Genomic DNA, 18,786 nt, shown 5'->3' with positions numbered 1-18,786 from the left:
CGCATGGCTGTCGACCTGCGTCCGGACGCCGCGGAGACCCCTCCTCCGCCGGAGAAGTCACGGCTTCGCAAGTTCGTGGTCATCGGTATCGCGCTCGCGGCCGTCAGCGCGCTGCTCTGTCTGGGGTTCACGCCGATGGTCTTCAACTCGGTCGTGCAGAGCATGCGCGACTCGGCCGAGAACGCCCAGCAGGGGTGCGGATCGCTGGGCTTCAGCGTCGACGACAACGTGAAGATCGACGGGCTGGCCGCTGACCAGCTGCAGAACGCGGCCACGGTCATCGGCGTCGGGCAGACGATGAAGGTGCCGCCGCGCGGATGGGTCATCGCGCTGGCCACGGCGTTGCAGGAGAGCCTTCTGCACAACTACACGGTGGCGACCGACCACGACTCGGTCGGGTTGTTCCAGCAACGTCCGAGCAGCGGCTGGGGCAACGCGCCCGCGAACGCGAGCGACGCACGCACACCGGTCCAGCGGCTCACCGACCCGGCTTACTCGTCGGCGAAGTTCTACGAAAAGCTGTTGCGGACGCCGAACTGGAACTCCCGCCGGTTGGCCGACGTGGCCCAGGCCGTGCAGATCTCGGCCTTCCCGGAGGCGTACGCCCGCTGGGAGGGGTTCGCGACACTGCTGGTCAACCGCATCACGCAGGGCGCCGCGAACGGGGTGGTCGCGAGCCAGGGCGACCCCATCCGGTGCGCCACGCCGGGCCAGGTCAGCGGCGCGGGCTGGACGGTGCCCGCGCTCGGCCACGTCGGTAGCGGCTTCCGGACGCCGGACCGCCCCGGCCACGCCGGCGTGGACATCATCGTGCCGCGGTACACGGTGATCCACGCGGCGAGCGCCGGGATCGTCGTGACGTCGAAGTGCAACGCGTCGACGGGCAACTGCGACGTCGACGGCAGCCCGGCGGTCAAGGGGTGCGGCTGGTACGTGGAGATCGCACACACCACCGGGCTCACCACCCGCTACTGCCACATGGTCGAACGGCCCGCGGTCGTCGTCGGCCAATCGGTGGAGGCTGGTCAGCCGCTCGGAAAGGTCGGCTCGTCGGGCAACTCGTCCGGGCCGCACCTGCACTTCGAGACGCGGGTCAACGGCGAGGCCGTCAACCCGATCGCCTTCATGTCCGCCCGCGGAGCCCCACTGGGGGAGTCCCAGCGCTAATACACGGGACCGGTCAGCTTCTCGCCCGGACCCTGTCCCGGCGGGTCGGGGATCACCGACGATTCACGGAACGCCCGCTGCAGGCTGGACAACCCGTCACGCAGCGGCGCGGCGTGCGCGCCGAGGTACTCCACCGACGAGGTGATCAGGCCGGCGAGCGCCGTGATCAGGCGCCGGGCCTCGTCGAGGTCGCGGTGCGGCGAGGAGTCCGGGTCGTCGGACGCGAGGCCGAGACGTTCGGCGGCGGCACTCATCAGCATGACGGCGGCGCGGCTGATCACCTCGACCGACGGGATCTCCGCGAGGTCGCGGATGTCCGGTTCGAGGGAATGCACATCGCTGGCTGGGTGTTCGGAACTCATGCCTGGTACCCTGGCAGAACGACCAGCCGTCCGCGCAGCGGGTGGCAGCCAAGAGGAGCCCCGCTCCCACCCTCGCAGCCGCAAGGCAGCAGGGTCCGGTCACGGTTTGACGTGGTGAAACATGTCAAAAGACCGGTCGAGTGGGCCCCAGCATGCGCTGGGGCCTTCACGTGTTGTGGGGCTCCGGACTGGCAGGTCAAAGACTAGAAGTACGTCCGAGGAGGTCCCATCAGCGTAGAGCTGCGTGTGAACGACCAGATCCGCGCCCGCGAGGTGCGTCTCGTCGGTCCTGAAGGAGAGCAGGTCGGCATCGTTCCGGTTGCCGAGGCCCTGCGCCTCGCCCAGGACACCGACTTGGATCTGGTCGAGGTCGCGCCGACCGCGCGGCCGCCCGTCTGCAAGCTCATGGACTACGGAAAGTTCAAGTACGAGAGCGCGCAGAAAGCACGGGAGGCGCGGCGTAACCAGAGCCTCACCGTGATCAAGGAAATGAAGCTCCGGCCGAAGATCGACCCGCACGACTACGAGACCAAAAAGGGTCACGTCGTGCGCTTCCTCAAGGCCGGCGACAAGGTCAAGATCACGATCATGTTCCGTGGGCGTGAGCAGAGCCGCCCCGAGCTGGGTTTCCGGCTGTTGAAGCGGCTCGCCGACGAGGTGACCGAACTCGGTTTCGTCGAGTCGTCGCCGCGTCAGGACGGCCGCAACATGATCATGGTGATGGCACCGCACCGCGCGTTGAAGACCGTCGGTCAGCGTGGTTCGGGAGAAGAGCCAGAAGCAGAATCGGGCGCCCCAGCGGACGTCTGACGCGTAACGGGAGGCGCGGCGCACGGACAGCGGGCGCCGCGCCCCGGTACGCCCTGAGTAGGTAATCGAACAAGGAAAACTGATGCCGAAGAACAAGACCCACAAGGGCACCGCCAAGCGAGTGAAGCTGACCGGTACCGGCAAGCTGCGTCGCCAGAAGGCGAACCGTCGCCACCTGCTGGAGCACAAGTCCAGCACCCGCACGCGTCGCCTGGACGGCACGACCGACTTCGCGCCGACCGAGACGAAGCGCATCAAGCGCCTGCTCGGTATCTGAGTCTCTTTACTTCCCTTGACCATTGATCGTCGCCGCCCGACAACGGGGACCGGACGACGACCGCAAGAAGGACAGGTGTACCCGTGGCACGCGTGAAGCGGGCGGTCAATGCCCAGAAGAAGCGTCGGTCCACCCTTGAGGCCGCGAAGGGTTACCGCGGCCAGCGCTCGCGGCTCTACCGCAAGGCCAAGGAGCAGATCCTCCACTCCGCGACGTACTCCTACCGCGACCGCAAGGCGCGCAAGGGTGACTTCCGCCAGCTCTGGATCACCCGCATCAACGCGGCGGCTCGGGCCGAGGGCCTGACGTACAACCGCTTCATCCAGGGCCTGCGTCTCGCCGAGATCGAGGTCGACCGCAAGGTCCTCGCCGACCTGGCCGTCAACGACGCCGCCGCGTTCGCGGCACTGGTGGCCGTGGCCAAGGCCGCGCTGCCGGAGGACACGTCGGCGCCGCGTGAGGACGCGGCCTGACTCGTTCGACGCGACCCGAGGATCTGCCGCTCGCGAGCGGTCGGACTCCTCGGGTCGCTGCTTCTCGGCAGCTGACCCGCCGTTCCCGGCGGGACGCCTCCGGCCAGTTCCTGGCCGAGGGACCGCAAGCGGTCCGAGAGGCATTGGCACTTCCGCCGGGTGCACCGGGTGCACCGTCGTTGGTCTTCGGCACAACCGCGGCTCTGCGACGCTATGAGCAGCTCGTTGCCGGCGCGTCGGTACCGGTGATCCCGGTCGACGAGGCGGGCATGGCCGGGCTCTCGGAGACCGTGTCGCCGCAGGGTCTGGTGGCGGTCTGTTCGTTCCTGGACGTGCCGCTCTCCGCGGTGTCCGGGCCGCTCGTGGCCGTGCTGGCCGAGATACAGGACCCCGGGAACGCCGGAACCGTGCTGCGCACCGCGGACGCGGCCGGCGCGGGTGGCGTCGTGTTCACCGACGGCAGTGTGGATCCGTACAACGGCAAGTGTGTCCGCGCGTCGGCGGGGAGTCTGTTCCATCCGCCGGTGGTGCGTGGGGTGTCGGCCTCGTCGGCGATCTCCGACCTGCGCTCCCGGGGTTTGCAGGTGCTGGCGGCCGACGGGTACGGCGAGGACGACCTCGACGACCTGGCCGACGCGGGGGAGCTGTCCCGGCCGACCGCGTGGCTGTTCGGTAACGAGGCACGCGGGTTGCCGGCTGAGTTGTCTTCGCTGGCCGACCGGCGGGTGCGGATCCCGATCCACGGGCGTGCGGAGAGCCTGAATCTGGCCGCCGCCGCGGCGGTGTGCCTCTACACGTCGGCGCGGGCGCTGCGTTTCCACAGCCCCGCGTAGCGCGGCGAATCGGGTCGGCCGGATCCGCTAGAGTTCCAGGCAATGACGACGTACGAGGAGGGGCGAGCGGTGCGCTACCGGCACGAGTTTCGCCGGCCCGCCGGTCGGGCCTGACGCTCCGAACCCCGGCGGGCTGCGGCTGAGCCGCCCGATCCTTGTCATTCCGCGCGCTGTAGTGGCGTTGCCCTCGCGTGCGCTCAGTCGGAGGACGGAACCCCACCCGCATGTCTGGACCCAACGACCCTTATGACCCCAAGCAGGTCGCCCTGCTGAGCGCCGAGGCGCTCGGCGACGCCACGCTCAACGCCGAGAAGGCGTTCGCGGACGCTGCTTCTCTTGATGCGTTGCGTGAGGCGAAGACCGCACACCTCGGCGACCGCGCCCCGGTGTCGCTGGCTCGCCGTGAGCTCGGCGCGCTGCCGCCACAGGCCCGGGCGGACGCTGGCCGCCGCGTCAACGAGGCCCGTAAGGCCATTCAAGCCGCGTACGACGCCCGCGAGCTCATCCTGATCGCCGAGCGTGACGAGCGGGTGCTGCGCGACGAGGCCGTCGACGTCACGCTGCCGTTCGACCGGCGTCCGCGCGGCGCCCGGCACCCCGTCGCCGCGATGTTCGACCGGGTCAGTGACCTGTTCATCGGCATGGGCTACGAGATCGCCGAGGGCCCGGAGATCGAGGCCGAGTGGCTGAACTTCGACGCGCTGAACATCGCGCCGGACCACCCGGCGCGCTCCATGATGGACACGTTCTTCGTCGAGCCGCCCGAGGGTGGCCTGGTGCTGCGGACGCACACCTCCCCGGTGCAGGCACGCACGATGCTCGACCGGCGCGAACCCCCCATCTACATCGCCGCGCCCGGTCGCGTGTTCCGCACCGACGAGCTCGACGCCACCCACACGCCGGTGTTCAGCCAGGTCGAGGGCCTCGTCATCGACAAGGGCATCACGATGGCGCACCTGCGCGGCACGCTCGACCACTTCTCCAAGGCGATGTTCGGTCCGGAGGCGGTCACCCGCTGGCGCCCGTCCTACTTCCCGTTCACCGAGCCGTCCGCCGAGTTCGACGTCTGGTTCCCCCAGGCCAAGGGCGGTCCACGGTGGATCGAGTGGGGCGGCTGCGGCATGGTCAACCCGCGCGTGCTGGTCGCGTGCGGCATCGACCCCGACGTCTACACCGGTTTCGCGTTCGGCATGGGGCTCGAGCGCGCCCTGCAGTTCCGGCACGAGGCCACCGACATGCGTGACATGGTCGAGGGCGACGTGCGCTTCTCGACCGCTTTCGGGATGGAGATCTGATGCGCGTCGCCGTGTCCTGGCTCGGCGAGTACCTCGACCTCTCGGGCCGTTCGGCCGAGGAGATCGACACCGCCTTCGTGCGTGCCGGGCTCGAGGTGGAAGCCGTGCACCGCCCCGGAGAGGGCGTCTCCGGTCCGCTGGTCATCGGCCGCGTGCTCTCGGCCGAGGAACTGACCGGCTTCAAGAAGCCGATCTGGTACTGCCGCGTCGACGTCGGTCCCGACCACAACGACGAGTCGGGCAGCCGCGGGATCGTCTGCGGCGCGCCGAACGTGGCGACCGCCGAATACGTCGTGGCCTCGCTGCCCGGTGCGGTGCTGCCGGGCGGGTTCGCGATCGCCGCGCGCAAGACGTACGGCCAGGTCTCCGACGGGATGATCTGCTCCGGCCGCGAGCTGGGGATCAGCGACGACCACAGCGGGATCATCGCGCTCTCCGCGGCCGAGCTGCCGGCCGGCGTCGGCCCGGGGTCGGACGCCGTTCCCGTGCTCGGGCTCGACGACGTGATCTTCGAGCTGGCGATCACCCCCGACCGGGGCTACTGCTTCTCGGTGCGCGGTCTGGCGCGCGAGCTGGCGTCCTCGCTGGACGTGCCGTTCCGCGATCCGGCGTCGCTGGTGACCGTGCCCGCCGCGTCCGGCGAGGTGCCGCACCCGGTGGTCGTGGAGGACACGGCCGGCTGCGACCGGTTCTACGCCCGTGCCGTCCGGGGTCTGAACCCCGCGGCGCCGTCGCCGCTGTGGATGAAGCGGCGGCTGCAGGCGGCCGGCGTGCGGTCGATCTCGCTCGCCGTCGACGTCACGAACTACCTGATGCTCGAGCTCGGGCAGCCGATGCACGCGTTCGACCGGTCGCGGGTGACCGGCCCGATCGTGGTGCGCCGTGCGCGGCCCGGCGAACGGGTGACCACGCTGGACGGCGCCGACCGTGCCGTCTCCACCGAGGATCTGCTGATCACCGACGACACCGGGCCGATCGGCCTGGCCGCGGTGATGGGTGGCGAGACCACCGAGATCGGTCCCGACACCACCGAGGTGCTGATCGAGGCCGCCCACTGGGACCCGGTCACGGTCGCCCGCACCGCCCGGCGGCAGAAGCTGCCCAGCGAGGCGTCGAAGCGCTTCGAGCGGGGCGTCGACCCCGAGATGACCGCGGTCGCGGCCGAAGCCGCGGTGCGCCTGCTCGTCGAGTACGGCGGCGCGGTGGCCGAGCCCGGCGTGCTCGACCTGGACGCCCGCGCCGCCGTCGAGCCGATCCGGCTGCCGGTGGGGCTGGCGTCGCGCGTCGTCGGCGTCGAGTACCCGCGCTCGGTGGTGGAGCGTCGCCTGCGTGACGTGGGCTGCACGGTCACCACGGCCGGCGAGGACGAGCTGTGGGTGCTGCCGGCCTCCTGGCGGCCCGACCTGACCGACCCGATCGACCTGGTCGAAGAGGTCGCGCGGCTCGAGGGGTACGACAACATCCCGTCGATCCTGCCCCCGACGCCGTCCAGCTCGGGCCTGACCGACGACCAGCGGCGCCGCCGCACGGTGGCGCGGGCCCTGGCCGAGGCCGGTTTCGTCGAGGTGCTCAGCTACCCGTTCGTGTCCCCGTCGATCCACGACGCGTTCGGCCTGGAGGCCGACGACCCCCGCCGCTCCGCGGTGCGGCTGGCCAACCCCCTGTCCGACGCCGAGCCGGAGATGCGCACCAGCCTGCTCCCGGGCCTGCTCAAGGCCGCGCAGCGCAACATCGGCCGCGGCCAGCGCGACGTGGCGCTCTACGAACTGGGCCTGGTCTTCTCGGCGTCCGGTGCGGGCCCGGCGCCGCGCCTGGGCGTCGACCGGCGCCCGACCGACGAGGAACTGGCCGCGCTCTACGCCGCCGTCCCGTCCCAGCCCCGTCACGTCGCGGTGGTGCTCTCCGGCGACCGCGATCCCGCCGGTTGGTGGGGCCCCGGCCGCGCCGCCTCGTGGGCGGACGCGATCGAGTCCGCGCGGGTGGTAGCGGCCGCAGCCGGCATCGAGCTGTCGGTGCGTCGCGGCGATCTGGCGCCGTGGCACCCGGGCCGCTGCGCCGAGCTGGTCGTAGACGGCCGAGTGGTCGGGCACGCAGGTGAGCTGCACCCCCGGGTCGTGACGGCGCTGGAGCTTCCGGCCCGCACGGCGGCGATGGAACTGGACTTGTCCGCCCTGCCGGCTCCCCGGATAGCCACCGCGCCGGTGATCTCCCCGTTCCCGCCGGCGCTGCTGGATGTGGCCTTGGTCGTGGATGAGTCGGTGCCGTCGGCGGAGGTGGAGAAGGCCCTGGTCGAGGGGGCAGGGGAGTTGCTGGAGTCGGTGCGGTTGTTCGACGTCTACACGGGGGCGCAGGTAGGGGAGGGCCGAAAGTCGCTGGCGTTCGCCCTGACCTTCCGAGCCTCCGACCGAACCCTAACCGTAGAAGAAGCCACCACTTCCCGAGACGCCGCTATAACCCAAGCCACCAAAACCCACGGCGCCTCCTTGCGGGCGTAGTCGTTGAGTTAAGCGAGGCGAAGCGACTTTAGTGTGGTCCACCTAAGTGGACCACACTAAAGTCGTCAAGGGTGGAGGCTGCACACCTTCCACTCCCGGCCTTTGCGAAGGTCCGCAGTCAAAACCCGACGATCCACTTGACGGGCGTCATTGACCTCGGCGACTACCTCCAGTGAGATGCTGATTCTTGCCGAATCTTCTTCCTTCGAGCTCTCAGATACAGTCCAGCGCACATCCGTAATTGTTCCACCGCTTGCCTCTGCTGCTCCTAGCACCTGATTTTTAGCATCCTCATAGTTCATTGATGAGCCGTCGCAAATCGACGACTCTGCGGCGTTTTTATCTTCTGATTCGATTGCTGACATAAGCTTGTCGGCTGCCTCGGCTGGCGTTGACGCCATTCCGTCCCAAAAACGGGAAACGAAAACCCCTATCACGGCGCACATGATAGCCAAAAATATAGTCGCCGTTGAGATAACTACGACTATCAGAGGCTTATTTAGCCGCCGATTGCGTGGTCTACCTGAGGAATTGGCTTCGGGGGGCTGGGGTGTCATGAATGCCTCGATCGCTTGCCCACTTGGGATCGCACCACAGGGTATCGACTGACGTCTCGTCCCACCGACACACTCTGTTGCATAGCAATCCGACCTCGTGCATACTCATACGAGACCCAACGAGCGGAGGACGTAGTGAGCGTGCGGGCGGCCATCGCCGGGGCCAGCGGCTATGCCGGAGGCGAACTCCTCCGCCTCCTCCTCTCCCACCCCCACATCGAGCTCGGCGCCCTCACCGCCGCCTCCAGCGCCGGCACCACCGTCGGCGAGCACCACCCCCACCTGACCCCCATCGCCAATCACGTCCTCCAGCCGACGAACCTCGAAACCCTCGAGAACCACGACGTCGTCTTCCTCGCGCTGCCGCACGGCCACTCCGGTGAGATCGCCAACGCGCTCCCGGCCGAAACCATCGTCATCGACTGCGGTGCCGACTTCCGCCTGGCCGACCCGGTCGCCTGGAAGCGCTGGTACCAGTCGGACCACGCCGGCACCTGGCCCTACGGCCTCCCGGAACTGCCCGGAGCCCGCGAGAAGCTCCAGCAGGCCACGCGCATCGCGGTTCCCGGCTGTTACCCCACGGCGGCCAGCCTGGCCCTCGCCCCGGCGTACCGCGCCGGTCTCGCCGAGCCCGATGCGGTGATCGTGGCCGCCTCCGGCACGTCGGGGGCGGGCAAGTCGCTCAAGCCCCACCTGCTGGGTGCCGAGGTCATGGGCTCGCTCTCCGCGTACGGCGTCGGCGGCGCGCACCGCCATACGCCCGAGATGATCCAGAATCTGAGCGCGGCGGCCGGCGAGCCGGTCACGGTCTCGTTCACCCCGGTTCTCGCCCCGCTCCCGCGCGGCATCCTCGCGACCTGCACGGCGGCGGCGAAGCCGGGCGTCACCCTGCCGGCGCTCCGCGAGGCCTACGGGGCCGCCTACGACCACGAGCCGTTCGTGCACCTCTTGCCGGAGAACCGCTGGCCCACCACCGCGGCGACGCTCGGCGCGAACACCGCCCAGATCCAGGTCGCCCTCGACGAGGACGCCGGCCGGATCGTCGTCGTCGCCGCGATCGACAACTTGACGAAGGGCACCGCGGGCGCCGCGGTGCAGTGCCTGAACCTGGCTCTCGGGCTGCCCGAGACCACCGGTCTGCCGATGACGGGAGTAGCACCGTGAGCGTCACGAGCGCGCAGGGATTCGGAGCCGCGGGTGTCGCGGCCGGTCTCAAGACCAGCGGTGACCGCGACGTGGCGCTCGTCGTCAACCACGGTCCGCTCGACGCCGCGGCCGGCGTGTTCACGACCAACCGCGTCAAGGCCGCGCCGGTGCTCTGGAGCGAGCAGGTGCTCAAATCCGGTCGGCTCACCGCCGTGGTGCTCAACTCCGGCGGCGCCAACGCCTGCACCGGCCCCGAGGGCTTCCAGGACACCCACGCCACCGCCGAGCACGTCGCGGAACGCCTCGGCTGCGGCGCGGCCGACGTCGCCGTCTGCTCCACCGGCGTCATCGGCGACCGCCTGAACATGCCCGCCCTCCTCGCCGGCGTCGACGCCGCCACCGCTGCCACGGCGGCCACAGCCCCCACGGCGGCCACAGCCCCCACGGCGGCCACAGCCCCCACGGCGGCCACAGCCACCACCACCGAAACGAACAGCGACGGCGGCGACGACGCGGCCCGCGCCATCATGACCACCGACACCCACCCCAAAACCGTCACGATCAGCAACGACGGCTGGGTCGTCGGCGGCATGGCCAAGGGCGCGGGCATGCTCGCCCCCGCGCTGGCCACCATGCTCTGCGTCCTCACCACCGACGCGGTCGCCGACGCCGACGCACTCGACACCGCCCTGCGCGCCGCCACCAGCACCACGTTCGACCGCATCGACTCGGACGGCTGCATGTCCACAAACGACACGGTCCTCCTGCTGGCCAGCGGTGCCTCCGGCATCAGCCCCACTCAACCGGAGCTGAACCAGGCCGTCGAGAAAGCCTGCGCCGACCTCGCCCGCCAGCTCATCGGCGACGCCGAGGGTGCCTCCAAGGAGGTCGCGATCACGATCACCGGCGCGGCCAGCGAGCAGGAAGCGGTCACCGTCGCGCGCAGCATCTCCCGCAACAACCTGCTCATGTGCGCGCTGTTCGGCAACGACCCCTACTGGGGCCGGGTCCTGGCCGCGATCGGCACCACCGACGCCACCTTCGACCCCGACCGCGTCGACGTGAGCTTCAACGGCGTCAAGGTCTGCGTCAACGGCACCCGGAATCCCGACGCCGAGGCCGCGGACATCACCCCCCGCCATCTCAGCGTCGAAGTAGACCTCCACGCCGGGGACAAGACCGCCACCGTCCATACGAACGACCTGACATTGGCGTACGTCCACGAGAACTCGGCCTACACCTCGTGAGCACGGACATGCTCTCCGCTCGCGACATCGAGACCGCCCAGCGCAAGGCCAGCGTGCTGATCGAGGCCCTGCCGTGGCTCAAGCGCTTCAACGGCGCGGTCGTCGTCGTGAAGTACGGCGGCCACGCCATGACCGACGAGTCACTCAAGCGTGCTTTCGCCGAAGACATGGTCTTCCTGCGGTACGCCGGCGCGCGGCCGGTCGTCGTGCACGGCGGCGGCCCGCAGATCTCGAGCATGCTCCACCGGCTCGGCATCGACAGCGAATTCCGCGGCGGCTTCCGCGTCACCACGCCCGAGACGATGGACGTCGTCCGCATGGTGCTCGTGGGGCAGGTGGGGCGCGAACTCGTCGGCCTGATCAACGAGCACGGGCCGTTCGCCGTCGGCATGTCCGGTGAAGACGCGCACCTGCTCACCGCCACCCGCCGATCGGCCACGGTCGACGGTGAGGAGGTCGACGTCGGCCTCGTGGGCGACGTCGCCACGGTCAACCCGGCCGCGGTCTGGGACCTGATCGAGTCCGGCCGGATCCCGGTCATCTCCACCGTCGCGCCCGACGCCGACGGCCAGGTCCACAACCTCAACGCCGACACCGCGGCCTCCGCGATCGCCGTCGCGCTCGGCGCCCAGAAACTCGTGGTCCTCACCGACGTCGAGGGGCTCTACACCCGCTGGCCGGAGCCGGATTCGCTGGTCAGCCAGATCGGCACCGAGGAACTGGCCGAGCTGCTGCCGTCCCTGTCGGCGGGCATGATCCCGAAGATGGAGGCCTGCCTGCGCGCGGTCCGCGGGGGAGTGCCGCAGGCCACCGTCATCGACGGCCGGGTCGCGCACTCCCTGCTCCTGGAGATCTTCACCGAGGAAGGATTCGGCACGATGGTGGTGTCCTCATGAGCGACATGTCCGCCCGGTGGCGCGCCGCCCTCATGGACAACTACGGCACGCCGGCCACCGCCCTGGTCAAGGGTGAGGGTGCCGTGGTCTGGGACGACCAGGGCAACCAGTACGTCGACCTGTACGCCGGCATCGCGGTCAACGTGCTCGGGCACGCCCACCCCGCGATCGTCGAGGCCGTCTCGGCGCAGATCGCCACGCTCGGCCACGTGTCGAACCTCTTCGCGAACGTCCCGGCGATCACGCTGGCCGAACGCCTGCTGGGGATCTCCGGGCGCGACGGGCGCGTCTACTTCTGCAACTCTGGCGCGGAGGCCAACGAAGCCGCGTTCAAACTGTCCCGGCGCACCGGCAAGACGCACATCGTCGCGACGCAGGGCGGTTTCCACGGCCGGACGATGGGTGCCCTCGCGCTCACCGGCCAGCCCGCCAAACAGGACCCGTTCCGCCCCCTGCCCGGCGACGTCACCCACGTCCCGTTCGGTGACACCGAGGCGCTCGCGAACGCGGTCACCGACCAGACCGCCATGGTCATCCTCGAGCCGACGCTCGGTGAAGGCGGCGTCGTGCCCGCCCCGCCCGGCTACCTCGCCGCCGCGCGCGAGATCACCACGAACAACAACGCCCTGCTCACCGTCGACGAGGTGCAGACCGGCATCGGCCGCACCGGCTTCTGGTTCGCCCACCAGGCCGAAGGCGTCCAGCCCGACGTCGTCACGCTCGCCAAGGGGCTCGGTGGCGGCCTGCCGCTCGGCGCCACGCTGGCGTTCGGCGAGGCCGCGGCCCTGTTCGGTCCCGGCAGTCACGGCTCCACGTTCGGCGGCAACCCGGTGTGCTGCGCCGCGGCGCTGGCCGTGCTCGACACGATCGTCCAGGACGACCTGCTGGCGCGGGCCAAACACCTCGGCGAACGCCTCCGCAACGGGATCACCCACCCGACCGTGAAAGAGGTCCGCGGCTCCGGCGCCCTCCTCGGCATCGTCCTCACCGACGACGTCGCCAAGGCCGCCGAAGCCGCTCTCGCCGAAGCCGGCTTCCTCGTCAACACGATCGCCCCCGGCGTGCTCCGCCTGGCCCCGCCGCTGATCCTCACCGACGACCAGGTCGACGCGTTCCTCGCGGCCCTCCCCGCCGCCCTCGATCAAGCCACCGGAAAAGACACATGACCCGCCACTTCCTCGCCGACGACGACCTGAGTTCCGACGAGCAGCTCGAAGTCCTGGGCCTCGCGCAGACCATGAAGGCCGACCGGCACAAGTTCACCCCGTTCGCGGGCCCCAAGAGCGTCGCGGTCATCTTCGACAAGCCGTCCACCCGCACCCGGGTGTCGTTCGCGGTCGGCATCGCCGAGCTCGGCGGCTACCCGCTCGTGCTCGACGCCGGCACCAGCCAGCTCGGCCGCGGCGAGACCATCGAGGACACCACCCGCGTGCTCGATCGGCAGGTCGAGGCGATCGTCTGGCGCACGTTCGGCCAGGAGCGCGTCGAGGCGATGGCGAGCGTCAGCGCGGTGCCGGTCGTCAACGCGCTGACCGACCAGTTCCACCCGTGCCAGATCCTCGCCGACCTCCTGACGATCAAGGAACGGTTCGGCACGGTCCGAGGCCGGACGCTCACCTACCTCGGTGACGCCGCCAACAACATGGCGCACTCCTACCTCGTCGGCGGGGCCGTCGCCGGAATGCACGTCCGCGTCGGCGGCCCGAAGAACGCCCTGCCGGACGAGAAGATCGTCGAGCGCGCGAGGAAGATCGCCGAACACACCGGTAGCACGATCACGATCACCGACGACCCCGAAGCGGCGGCGAAAGACGCCGACGTGCTCGCCACCGACACCTGGGTCTCGATGGGCCAGGAGACCGCGAGCAGCGCCGAACGCCTCGCGACGCTGGCCCCCTACCGGATCGACCAGAAAGCGGTCGAGACCGCCAAGGACACGGCGATCGTCCTGCATTGCCTCCCCGCCTATCGTGGCAACGAAATCAGTGCCGACGTCCTCGACGGGCCGCGCTCGGTGGTCTGGGACCAGGCCGAGAACCGGTTGCACGCCCAGAAGGCCCTCCTCACATGGCTGGTTGAACAACGACGATGAGCAACCCGGTGACCAAGGCGGCGCGCCACGCCCGGATCAGCGAACTGGTCCGCTCGACGCCCATCCCCTCCCAGACCGTGCTGGCCCGGTTGCTGGCCGACGAGGGGATGGCCGTCACCCAGGCCACGCTCTCCCGCGATCTGGAGGAGCTCGGCGCGGTGAAACTCCGCGGCGCCGACGGGTCACCGGCCGCCTACGTCCTGCCGGAGGAGGGAGCCGCTCCGATGCGCCCCTCGGTCAGCCCACCCGACCAGCTCATCCGCCGGGTCCAGGAACTGCTCACCGGCGCCGAGGCCAGCGGCAACCTCGTCGTGCTCCGCACCCCACCGGGCGCCGCGCAGTTCCTCGCCTCGGGGCTCGACCGGTCCGGCCTGCCTGACATCATCGGAACGATCGCCGGTGACGACACCATCCTCGTCATCACCCGCGAGACCGACGGCGGCGACGCGTTCGCGGCCAAGGTCCTCGACTGGGCGGACCAGCGCAACAGCGTCCCGGTCGAGGTCGACACCTCGGGCCACCACCACGCCGCGACACTTCTCAAGGAAACCCAGTGACCGACACCGAAACCACCCGCCTCTGGGGCGGCCGCTTCTCCGGCGGCCCCGCCGAGGCCCTGGCCCGGCTTTCCGTCAGCGTCCACTTCGACTGGCGGCTGGCCCCGTACGACCTGGCCGGCTCGCGGGCCCACGCGCGGGTGCTCAACCGCGCCGGCCTGCTCACCGCCGACGAACTGCACCTGATGATCAAGGCGCTCGACGAGCTCGAGAAGGACTGCGCCGACGGCGCGTTCACCCCGACGATCGACGACGAGGACGTGCACACCGCGCTCGAACGCGGTCTCCTCGAGCGGCTCGGCGCCCTCGGCGGCAAGCTCCGCGCCGGTCGCAGCCGCAACGACCAGGTCGCCACCGACCTGCGCCTCTATCTGCGCGATCACGCGCGTGGCGTCGCCCAGGGCCTGACGGAGCTGGCCACGGCCCTGCAGGAGAAGGCCGACGAGCACAAGACCGTCCCCGCGCCCGGCATGACCCACCTCCAGCACGCGCAGCCGATCCTGTTCAGCCACCAGCTGCTCGCGCACGTGCAGTCGCTGCTCCGCGACCTCGACCGGCTCGTCGACTGGGACAAGCGCGCCGCGGTCAGCCCGCTCGGCGCCGGCGCACTGGCCGGGAGCAGCCTTCCCCTCGACCCGGTGGCCGTCGCGAAAGAGCTCGGCTTCACCGCGAGCGCGGAGAACTCCATCGACGCGGTCAGCGACCGCGACTTCGCGGCGGAGTTCCTGTTCGTCGCCGCGCTGATCGGCGTGCACCTCTCCCGCCTGGGCGAGGAGGTCGTGCTGTGGACGTCGCAGGAGTTCGGCTGGGTCACGCTCGACGACGCCTACGCCACCGGCAGCTCGATCATGCCGCAGAAGAAGAACTCCGACATCGCCGAGCTCTCCCGCGGCAAGTCCGGGCGCCTGATCGGCAACCTCACCGGCCTGCTCGCCACGCTCAAGGCGCTCCCGCTCGCCTACGACCGTGACCTGCAGGAAGACAAGGAGCCGGTGTTCGACGCGGTCGAGACGCTCAACCTGCTCCTGCCCGCTCTCACCGGCATGATCGCCACCATGCAGGTCCACGCGGACGTCCTGACCAAATCCACCCCCACCGGGTTCGCGCTCGCGACCGACGTCGCCGAGTGGCTCGTCCGCAAGGGGGTGGCGTTCCGCGACGCGCACGAGATCGTCGGCGCGCTGGTGGCGAAGGCCGCCCAGCGCAACGAGGAGCTCGACGACCTCACCGACGACGACCTCGCCCAGGTCAGCCCGCACCTCGACCCGTCGGTCCGCGACGTGTTGTCCGTGGAAGGTGCCCTGCGCGCCCGCACCACGCCCGGCTCCACCGGCCCCGACGCGGTCGCGGTCCAGCTGGCCAACGCCAGGTCCGCGATCGCCGGGTTCACCGACTGGGCTCAGGAGCAGGTTGTCCCTCGCTGAGATCCTCAACGGACCGCCCGAGGACGCCGCCCCGGCCCTCCTCGGGCGGTACGTCCGCGCCAACGGCGTCACGCTGCGCATCACCGAGACCGAGGCCTACGCCGGCACCGCCGGTGACCCCGCGTCCCACGCGTACCGCCGGCGCACGGCCCGGAACGCGAGCATGTTCGAAGGCCCCGGCACGCTGTACGTCTACTTCAGCTACGGCATGCACTGGTGCGTCAACATCACCTGCAGCCCGGTCGGCGTCGCGGCCGCGGTGCTCCTGCGCGCCGGCCAGGTCGTGGACGGCCTCGATGAAGCCCGCAGGGGCCGACCCGTCAAAGACCGGGACCTCGCCCGCGGCCCCGCGCGCCTCTGCAAGACGCTGGGCATCGACCGCGCAGCCGACGGCACGAACCTTCTCGACGGTGATGGCCCGCTCGTGCTGGTCGAACCGGACGAGCCGCAATCCGTCGGCGTGATTCGAACCGGCCCACGGACCGGTGTCTCGCAAGGCGCCGACATCCCGTGGCGCTTCTGGATCGACGGCGACCCGACGGTCAGCCCGTACCGGCGATCGCCCCGCGCGCCCGCGGCGAACGGATAGCCGTTCGCCCGGGGCCGCGCCGATACGGAATGATGCTCTCCGTGAGTGAATTCCTCGACGAACTGCGCTGGCGCGGTCTGATCGCACAGACCACCGACGAACAGGCCCTGAGCACGGCCCTCGACAACGGCCCGCTCACGGTTTATGCCGGGTTCGACCCCACTGCGGCGAGCCTGCACGCCGGCCACCTCGTTCCGATGCTCACGCTCCGCCGTTTCCAGCAGGCCGGGCACCGCCCGATCGTCCTCGCCGGCGGCGCCACCGGCCTCATCGGCGACCCCAGCGGCCGCTCCTCCGAGCGTGTCCTCAACACGCCGGACAAGGTCCGCGAACTGGTCGAGAAACTGCGCCCGCAGCTCGCCAAGTTCGTCGACTTCGACGAGGGCGCGATCCTCGCGAACAACCTCGACTGGACCGCCAACATCTCCGCCCTCGACTTCCTGCGTGACGTCGGCAAACACTTCCCGGTCACCCAGATGATGGCGCGCGAGTCCGTGTCCGCGCGCATCAACTCCGGCGGCCTGAGCTACACCGAGTTCAGCTACCAGCTCCTGCAGGCCAACGACTACCTCCAGCTCTACCGCGACCACGGCTGCCGCCTGCAGATCGGCGGCAACGACCAGTGGGGCAACATCACCGCGGGCCTCGACTACATCCGCCGGGTCACCGCGAACGACGGCGGCCCCGCGCACGCGCTCACGGTCCCGCTGCTCACCAACGCCACCGGCGAGAAGTTCGGCAAGAGTACCGGCGGCGGCTCGGTCTGGCTCGACCCCGAACTCACCAGCCCCTACGCCTGGTACCAGTTCTGGTTCAACACCGACGACCGTGACGTCGTCAGCCGCCTCAAGACGTTCACGTTCCTCGACCGCAAAGAGATCGAGGAGCTCGAGATCGCGGTCACCGAACGTCCCGCGGCCCGCCTGGCCCAGCGGCGCCTCGCCGAGGAGATGACCACGCTGGTCCACGGCGCCGACGAGACCGCCGCCGTCACCACCGCGAGCGGCGCGCTGTTCGGCCGCGGCGAACTCGGCGGCCTCCCCGCCGACACGCTCCGCGCCGCCCTCGCCGAAGCCGGCCTGCACGAGGTCAGCGGCGAGCTCCCGTCGGTGGCGGCCCTGTTCCAGGCCTCCGGCCTGTGCTCGAGCCTCTCCGACGCGCGTCGCACGGTCCGCGAGGGCGGCGCGTACGTGAACAACACGAAGGTCACCGACGGTGAGGCCCCTCCCTCCCGGGAGGAACTGCTCCACGGCCGGTGGTTGGTACTGCGCCGCGGTAAGCGCACCATCGCCGGGGTCGAGGTCACGGCGTAAGTCGATTACGCCTGCCGGGCGCGCGCCGGTGCCTTCCGCCTCCGACGCGCCCCGGCCACCCGCGCAACGCGCGGCACGCCCCAGCCGGTACCGGAGGGGTCCTCACTCCGCTCACTACCGCCACGCGGCGCCGCCGCGTGACGGGTAGCGGAGGTCGTCCATCACCCTCCCGTGCGCCGGCGCTACTCGATCGGTAGCGGAGGGGTCCTTACTCCGATCAGCACTTGCCGGAACGGGACCGCAGCAGTCACCCGCGCGCGGCATCGCCGCCATCGCCATGGGGCCGGTAATGCCTCGCCCCAACCCGAAGCCGACCTGCCCAAGCTCCTCCGGCCCCCCTGAGCGCGGCCACCCGAGCTTCGGGAGGACGTAGGCGCGGTCTGCAGGAATCCACGGTCGGCTCCGCTAGGCGCGGCCCCGACGGAGGAGCACGGCGTCCCGGACACCCAGGGAAGAGCAGGCCGCCCTGCGAGTAAGTGGGGCGCCCTGCCGAGGAGCCAGCGGCGCCATCCATGCGGGAGTCTGCCGCGACGCGGCACCGGCCCACGGAGGATGGCGTGCCTACGGGGGCCCCTCTGAGCGATGACGGCGCGAGCCCGTACGGCACGGCGGTGCGCGCCTGCGCAAGACAGCGGTGCGCGCGCCTGCGCGGGACAACGATGCGGGCCCGCGCGGGACAACGATGCGGGCTAGTGCGGGACAACGATGCGGGCTGGTGCAAGACAGCGGTGCGGGCCTGCGCGGGATGGCTGGGCGGGCTTGTGCGGCACGGCGGTGTGAGCGTGCAAGGGATCGCGATGCGCGCTCGCGGAGCCGGCGGGAGAGTGTGGCGCGGACCACGTTCGCACGGGTTTGCGGATCCGGCCGGAGCCGCGTAGATTTCATCGGGCCCGCAGGGGAGACGGACACGAGCCGGTCGCGCAAGCGCCGCAGTGGACGGCCCGCGGGAAAGCAGCCGAACCGACCGGTGCGAACCGGTCGACTGTGTTGCGTCCGGGCGAGGTAGAGCCGATTTGGCACTACGAACTCGACCGGATACCGTAGGAAGCCCGATCGAAACGGCGCCTAAACAGCGCAGGTTCGTGACGGTCCCAGCCAGGAAGAACGAATACCGCGAATTTGGCGGTTGGAATTCGACCAGGTAGGCTGGAAAACGAAAGGCGCCGCGCTTATTAAGGCGGTGGTAGGGCCCCGATAAGGAGACAGAGCGAATTTGGTTCTGGAAATCGGATCGGGTACAGTAAGAAGCGCAG

The 18,786-nt window shown here is 70.3% G+C and carries 18 protein-coding genes; 16 read left to right on the top strand and 2 right to left on the bottom strand.

Annotated elements, in window-relative coordinates; translation table 11 throughout:
* Positions 1-3 precede the first annotated feature (3 nt).
* Positions 4-1,167, top strand: coding sequence for a M23 family metallopeptidase (locus ABD437_RS35565; protein WP_344653369.1), 1,164 nt, complete (start codon positions 4-6; stop codon positions 1,165-1,167).
* On the opposite strand, the gene ABD437_RS35560 is transcribed toward ABD437_RS35565, so the two are convergent.
* On the bottom strand, positions 1,164-1,529 hold the full coding sequence (locus ABD437_RS35560; RefSeq protein WP_344653368.1) for a DUF1844 domain-containing protein: 366 nt from the start codon (positions 1,527-1,529) through the stop codon (positions 1,164-1,166). The two genes, ABD437_RS35565 and ABD437_RS35560, sit on opposite strands and share 4 nt — an antisense overlap.
* 246 nt (positions 1,530-1,775) lie before the next feature.
* Here ABD437_RS35560 and infC point away from each other — a divergent pair, with 246 nt between their 5' ends.
* The 6 genes from infC (at position 1,776) to pheT (ending at position 7,712) form a co-directional block, all read left to right on the top strand.
* Entirely contained in the window at positions 1,776-2,339 is a 564-nt protein-coding gene (gene infC / locus ABD437_RS35555) for a translation initiation factor IF-3 (RefSeq protein WP_344653367.1), read from the top strand.
* Positions 2,340-2,421: 82 nt separating this feature from the next.
* Positions 2,422-2,616: a 50S ribosomal protein L35 gene (gene rpmI / locus ABD437_RS35550; RefSeq protein ID WP_035850665.1), complete on the top strand. Its 195-nt coding sequence runs from the start codon at positions 2,422-2,424 to the stop codon at positions 2,614-2,616.
* 83 nt (positions 2,617-2,699) lie between these two features.
* On the top strand, positions 2,700-3,089 hold the full coding sequence (gene rplT / locus ABD437_RS35545) for a 50S ribosomal protein L20 (RefSeq protein ID WP_344653366.1): 390 nt from the start codon (positions 2,700-2,702) through the stop codon (positions 3,087-3,089).
* Complete coding sequence (locus ABD437_RS35540; protein ID WP_344653697.1) at positions 3,086-3,922, top strand: TrmH family RNA methyltransferase; 837 nt, start codon at positions 3,086-3,088, stop codon at positions 3,920-3,922. The genes rplT and ABD437_RS35540 overlap by 4 nt, the downstream gene beginning before the upstream one ends.
* A 224-nt stretch (positions 3,923-4,146) precedes the next feature.
* Positions 4,147-5,217 (top strand): phenylalanine--tRNA ligase subunit alpha, encoded by a 1,071-nt coding sequence (gene pheS / locus ABD437_RS35535; protein ID WP_344653365.1) that lies wholly within the window; start codon positions 4,147-4,149, stop codon positions 5,215-5,217.
* Positions 5,217-7,712: a phenylalanine--tRNA ligase subunit beta gene (gene pheT, locus ABD437_RS35530; RefSeq protein ID WP_344653364.1), complete on the top strand. Its 2,496-nt coding sequence runs from the start codon at positions 5,217-5,219 to the stop codon at positions 7,710-7,712. The genes pheS and pheT overlap by 1 nt, the downstream gene beginning before the upstream one ends.
* A gap of 65 nt (positions 7,713-7,777) precedes the next feature.
* Here pheT and ABD437_RS35525 read toward each other — a convergent pair whose 3' ends face one another.
* Positions 7,778-8,149, bottom strand: coding sequence for a hypothetical protein (locus ABD437_RS35525; RefSeq protein ID WP_344653363.1), 372 nt, complete (start codon positions 8,147-8,149; stop codon positions 7,778-7,780).
* A gap of 255 nt (positions 8,150-8,404) precedes the next feature.
* Here ABD437_RS35525 and argC point away from each other — a divergent pair, with 255 nt between their 5' ends.
* The 9 genes from argC to tyrS are packed head-to-tail and all read left to right on the top strand — an operon-like array spanning position 8,405 to position 17,533.
* The gene (gene argC, locus ABD437_RS35520; RefSeq protein ID WP_344653362.1) at positions 8,405-9,433 is read left to right on the top strand and encodes an N-acetyl-gamma-glutamyl-phosphate reductase; all 1,029 of its coding nucleotides are present in this window, start codon (positions 8,405-8,407) and stop codon (positions 9,431-9,433) included.
* The gene (gene argJ / locus ABD437_RS35515; protein WP_344653361.1) at positions 9,430-10,662 is read left to right on the top strand and encodes a bifunctional ornithine acetyltransferase/N-acetylglutamate synthase; all 1,233 of its coding nucleotides are present in this window, start codon (positions 9,430-9,432) and stop codon (positions 10,660-10,662) included. The genes argC and argJ overlap by 4 nt, the downstream gene beginning before the upstream one ends.
* Positions 10,663-10,670: 8 nt before the next feature.
* Positions 10,671-11,558, top strand: coding sequence for an acetylglutamate kinase (argB, locus tag ABD437_RS35510; RefSeq protein WP_344653696.1), 888 nt, complete (start codon positions 10,671-10,673; stop codon positions 11,556-11,558).
* Positions 11,555-12,724: an acetylornithine transaminase gene (locus ABD437_RS35505; protein WP_344653360.1), complete on the top strand. Its 1,170-nt coding sequence runs from the start codon at positions 11,555-11,557 to the stop codon at positions 12,722-12,724. Before argB ends, ABD437_RS35505 begins: the two co-directional genes overlap by 4 nt.
* Positions 12,721-13,650 (top strand): ornithine carbamoyltransferase, encoded by a 930-nt coding sequence (gene argF, locus ABD437_RS35500; RefSeq protein ID WP_344653359.1) that lies wholly within the window; start codon positions 12,721-12,723, stop codon positions 13,648-13,650. Before ABD437_RS35505 ends, argF begins: the two co-directional genes overlap by 4 nt.
* Positions 13,647-14,207 carry an arginine repressor gene (locus ABD437_RS35495; protein ID WP_344653358.1) on the top strand — a complete coding sequence of 187 codons (561 nt, stop codon included), beginning with the start codon at positions 13,647-13,649 and terminating at the stop codon, positions 14,205-14,207. Before argF ends, ABD437_RS35495 begins: the two co-directional genes overlap by 4 nt.
* Entirely contained in the window at positions 14,204-15,631 is a 1,428-nt protein-coding gene (gene argH / locus ABD437_RS35490; protein ID WP_344653357.1) for an argininosuccinate lyase, read from the top strand. Before ABD437_RS35495 ends, argH begins: the two co-directional genes overlap by 4 nt.
* Positions 15,618-16,220 (top strand): DNA-3-methyladenine glycosylase, encoded by a 603-nt coding sequence (locus tag ABD437_RS35485; RefSeq protein WP_344653356.1) that lies wholly within the window; start codon positions 15,618-15,620, stop codon positions 16,218-16,220. Before argH ends, ABD437_RS35485 begins: the two co-directional genes overlap by 14 nt.
* A 32-nt stretch (positions 16,221-16,252) precedes the next feature.
* Positions 16,253-17,533, top strand: coding sequence for a tyrosine--tRNA ligase (gene tyrS, locus ABD437_RS35480; protein WP_344653695.1), 1,281 nt, complete (start codon positions 16,253-16,255; stop codon positions 17,531-17,533).
* Positions 17,534-18,786 lie beyond the last annotated feature (1,253 nt).

The organism is Cryptosporangium japonicum, from assembly GCF_039524755.1.
Lineage (GTDB): Bacteria > Actinomycetota > Actinomycetes > Mycobacteriales > Cryptosporangiaceae > Cryptosporangium > Cryptosporangium japonicum.
The sequence above is the reverse complement of the archived record's forward strand: the minus strand, read 5'-3'. Positions and strand labels throughout refer to the sequence as shown.

Coding starts and splice junctions, on each gene's coding strand:
- ABD437_RS35565 (WP_344653369.1), top strand. CDS start 4: ATGGCTGTCGACCTGCGTCCGGACGCCGCGGAGACCCCTCCTCCGCCG.
- argF (WP_344653359.1), top strand. CDS start 12,721: ATGACCCGCCACTTCCTCGCCGACGACGACCTGAGTTCCGACGAGCAG.
- rpmI (WP_035850665.1), top strand. CDS start 2,422: ATGCCGAAGAACAAGACCCACAAGGGCACCGCCAAGCGAGTGAAGCTG.
- tyrS (WP_344653695.1), top strand. CDS start 16,253: ATGCTCTCCGTGAGTGAATTCCTCGACGAACTGCGCTGGCGCGGTCTG.
- ABD437_RS35560 (WP_344653368.1), bottom strand. CDS start 1,529: ATGAGTTCCGAACACCCAGCCAGCGATGTGCATTCCCTCGAACCGGAC.
- ABD437_RS35505 (WP_344653360.1), top strand. CDS start 11,555: ATGAGCGACATGTCCGCCCGGTGGCGCGCCGCCCTCATGGACAACTAC.
- argB (WP_344653696.1), top strand. CDS start 10,671: ATGCTCTCCGCTCGCGACATCGAGACCGCCCAGCGCAAGGCCAGCGTG.
- pheT (WP_344653364.1), top strand. CDS start 5,217: ATGCGCGTCGCCGTGTCCTGGCTCGGCGAGTACCTCGACCTCTCGGGC.
- ABD437_RS35495 (WP_344653358.1), top strand. CDS start 13,647: ATGAGCAACCCGGTGACCAAGGCGGCGCGCCACGCCCGGATCAGCGAA.
- pheS (WP_344653365.1), top strand. CDS start 4,147: ATGTCTGGACCCAACGACCCTTATGACCCCAAGCAGGTCGCCCTGCTG.